Annotated in this window: 3 protein-coding genes; all 3 read left to right on the top strand. The window is 70.1% G+C overall.

Annotated features, from left to right (window positions below; genetic code table 11):
- The first annotated feature begins 172 nt into the window (after positions 1-172).
- The 3 genes from OTB20_RS41960 to OTB20_RS41950 are packed head-to-tail and all read left to right on the top strand — an operon-like array spanning position 173 to position 3,230.
- Positions 173-1,249 (top strand): tyrosine-type recombinase/integrase, encoded by a 1,077-nt coding sequence (locus tag OTB20_RS41960; protein WP_267825152.1) that lies wholly within the window; start codon positions 173-175, stop codon positions 1,247-1,249.
- A complete protein-coding gene (locus OTB20_RS41955) occupies positions 1,246-1,569 on the top strand; it encodes a helix-turn-helix domain-containing protein (RefSeq protein ID WP_267825151.1) in 324 nt (107 codons plus the stop codon). Before OTB20_RS41960 ends, OTB20_RS41955 begins: the two co-directional genes overlap by 4 nt.
- A 14-nt stretch (positions 1,570-1,583) precedes the next feature.
- On the top strand, positions 1,584-3,230 hold the full coding sequence (locus OTB20_RS41950) for a hypothetical protein (protein ID WP_267825150.1): 1,647 nt from the start codon (positions 1,584-1,586) through the stop codon (positions 3,228-3,230).
- Positions 3,231-3,272: the final 42 nt, after the last annotated feature.

Below are 3,272 nucleotides of genomic sequence, written 5' to 3'. Positions count from 1 at the left end.
TGTGCGACATCCCGCGTGTTCCCCTGAGCCCCGGAGAGAGTCCGGCCTGCTGGCCAGGGGGTTCGTCCCTCTCTCAGCAGCCCGGGGCTCAGTGAAATAACTTCAGGATTTATGAAGTACTCTCAGCTTTCACGATGGTTCCACTTTCTGGGTGAAGCTGAGGAGGCTCGGGTTGGCGCTAGCCGCTGTACGGGATCTGCGCGAGCTGCGGGCGCCGGCCTCGACCGAGGAGTTGGAGGCGTTCGAGACGGATGTGCTGGCGGGGTTCGTGCTGGCGCGGGCCTCGGCGGGGCTGGCGGACGGCACCATCCGTGGGGACGTCGGCAATCTGGAGCAGATGCGGACGTGGTTCGGCCGTCCGCTGTGGGACATGGAGCCGACTGACGCCGACGCGTACTTCGGGCGGGTGCTCCGGGGTTCGCCCAGCGGCACCCGCCTGGCCCGGTCGCAGGCGCTGACGACGTACTTCGCGTTCCTGGAGCTGCGTCACAAGGTCGAGATCCACCGGATGACCGGTCGGGTGGTGGACTGCCCGATCGACGAGATGAACCGCCCGCGCGGCTCGAAGGACGCGCAGTTGCGGATCCCGCCGACCTCGCCTGAGGTCGGCGCCCTGTTCGCGGGCTGGGCCGGGGAGCTGGCGACCTGCCGCAAGTTCGGCCCGACCGCCCGCAACTACACCGCCGCGCGGCTGATGGCGGGGGTGGGGCTGCGGGTGAACGAGGCGTGCCGGCTGGACCTGGCGGACATCAAGTGGGACCTGGGCCGGTTCGGCAAGCTGCACGTCCGCTACGGCAAGGGCTCCCGGGGGTCGGGGCCGCGCGAGCGGATGGTGCCGCTGATCAACGACGCCGGGCGGACGCTGCGTTGGTTCATCGAGGACGTGTGGGGTCAGTTCGACGACGACCACGCCCGGCCCGGTGCCCCGCTCTTCCCCTCCGAGCGAAAGAACACCGACGGCTCCTCGCGCCGGGTCGGCGACGACGCGCTCCGCACCGGCCTGAAAGACGCGGCGAAATCCCATCTACCCAGCTGGGCTGAGAAGTTGACGCCGCACGTGCTGCGGCACTACTGCGCGTCGGAGCTCTATCTGAACGGCATGGATTTGATCGCAATTCAGGAGGTTTTGGGACATTCCTGGATCGCGACGACGATGCGGTACGTCCACGTGCACGGCACGCGGGTCGAGGACGCCTGGGAGGCCGGGCAGGAGCGGGCCGCGAAGCGGCTGGGAGGACTGGTCCGGTGAGGTGGAACCTGCGGCTGACGGCCGCGAGCAAGGGCATCTGGAAGGCATCCGACCTGCAGCGGAGCCTGGCCGAGCACGGACTGGTGATCTCGGCGGGCAAGATGTCCGGGCTGTGGTCCGGCCAGCCGGTCTCCCTCAAGCTCGACGACCTCGACGTCATCTGCGTCGTCTTGGGCTGCGAGATCGGAGACCTGCTGATCCCGCAGCCGGAGACCGTCGCCCGCCCCGGCCAGGACACAGTCCAGCAGACGGCGGTCGGCTCGACGGCTTCTGCGGTCGTGCCCAAGCGCCGAGACGGCCGCTCACTGCCGCCGGCCTGACGGAAGAGCGGCTGATGGGACACATACGGGCCGACAAGCCCGCCGCCTCGTGCGCCGGCTGCCTCGCCTGGGGGCAACTGCCCGGCCGGTTCTGCCGCGGCTGCTACACCTACGGCCAGACCCACGCCGTGGCAGCGTGCGCCGGCTGCCGGCGGGAGGTCGCGGTGCCCGAGGAGCACGGATACTGCCGCCTCTGCCGAGCCCAGGCCACCTGGGCGATCAAGGCCGACGGCGCCGTCGGCAGGGACTCGCTACTGCTGCCGTTCCTGCGGCAGGTCACCCACCAGCAGCTGTTCTTCGCGAACCTGCAGCGGCCCCGCAACGGCGGACCACCCGTCGGCAAGGCAGGCCGCCGTGGCCTGCGGACAGCACTTCCAGCCGCCCCGGCACCGCCGAGCACCGCCTGGCATCAGCCTGAACTCACCCCAGCCTCAAGGGACTTCAGTCGATTCGACCGAACCCTACACGGGGACCTGGCCAATCCCAGGCTGATCCGGGCCCGCAGTGAGGCGCGGACACTGGGCGAGGCCCGCGGTTGGACCCGCTGGACCGCCAGCGACGTCGACCGGGCTCTCGTCATCGTCCTGTCCGGCCACGTCGAGGGCGAAGTGATCCGGTACTCCGAGATCTTCCCCGCACTGCGAGGCCGCGGGCTGTCCGTCGGCCACACAGCCGAGGTCCTCGGTCGGCTCGGCCTGTTCGCCGACGACCGCGTCCCCGCAGTCGACCGGTGGCTGGAGCGCAAGCTCGACGGCGTCGCCCCGGGCATCCGCAGGGCCGTCGAGGACTGGGCCCGCACCCTGCTCGACGGCGGACCGCGCGCTCTGCCACGGACCCGGGGCACCGCACGCGGTTACATGAACGAGGTCCAGCCGATGCTGCTGGAATGGTCCGGTCAGTACGACCACCTGCGGGAAGTCACGCGCACGGACATCCTCGCGGCCCGGGACGCGACCGCCGGCAAGCAGCGCGAGGGCCGCGTCGTCGCCCTGCGATCCCTGTTCCGCCATGCGAAGAAGACCGGCCAGGTCTTCAAGGACCCCACCACCCGCATCAGCATCCCCCGGCCTGTCGGGCCTGTCATGCAGCCCCTGGAACAGATCGACGTCGACCAGGCGGTCACCGCCGCGACCCGCCCGCACGCGCGGCTCATCCTCGCCCTGGCCGCCGTCCACGCGGCACGGCCAGGCATGATCCGGGCCATACAGCTCGACGACGTCGACCTCGGCAACCGGCTGATCACGATCGCCGACCACATCCGCCCACTGGACGACCTCACCCACCGCATGCTCGTGGACTGGCTGGACCACCGGCGCACCCGCTGGCCGAACACCGCCAACCCCCACCTGCTGATCACGCAGAAAAGCGCTGTCGGGTCCGGTCCCGTCGGCCAGCTCTGGGCGACCGAGGCCACCCGCAACCTGTCGGCGAACCTGGAGCGGCTCCGCGTGGACCGCCAGCTCGAAGAAGCCCTCACCCACGGCCCCGACCCGCTCCACCTCTCCCTGGTCTTCGGCATCGACGAGAAGACCGCGATCCGCTACGCGGCCTCAGCCCGGCAACTCCTGGAGCAGTCCGCCGAAGCCAGTACCGTGGCTTCACCACGAACCCACGGGTCCAGCCCCTCGCAGCATGGCAACGAACCCCCGGGTTCCCGCTGAAGACCCTTCAGTTTTTGTGAACTCACGGGCAACTTGGCCCAG

Source organism: Streptomyces sp. H27-H1 (assembly GCF_026627445.1).
Classification (GTDB): Bacteria; Actinomycetota; Actinomycetes; order Streptomycetales; family Streptomycetaceae; genus Streptomyces.
Note: the sequence above shows the minus strand (reverse complement) of the source record. Positions and strands in the feature narration are given on the sequence as shown.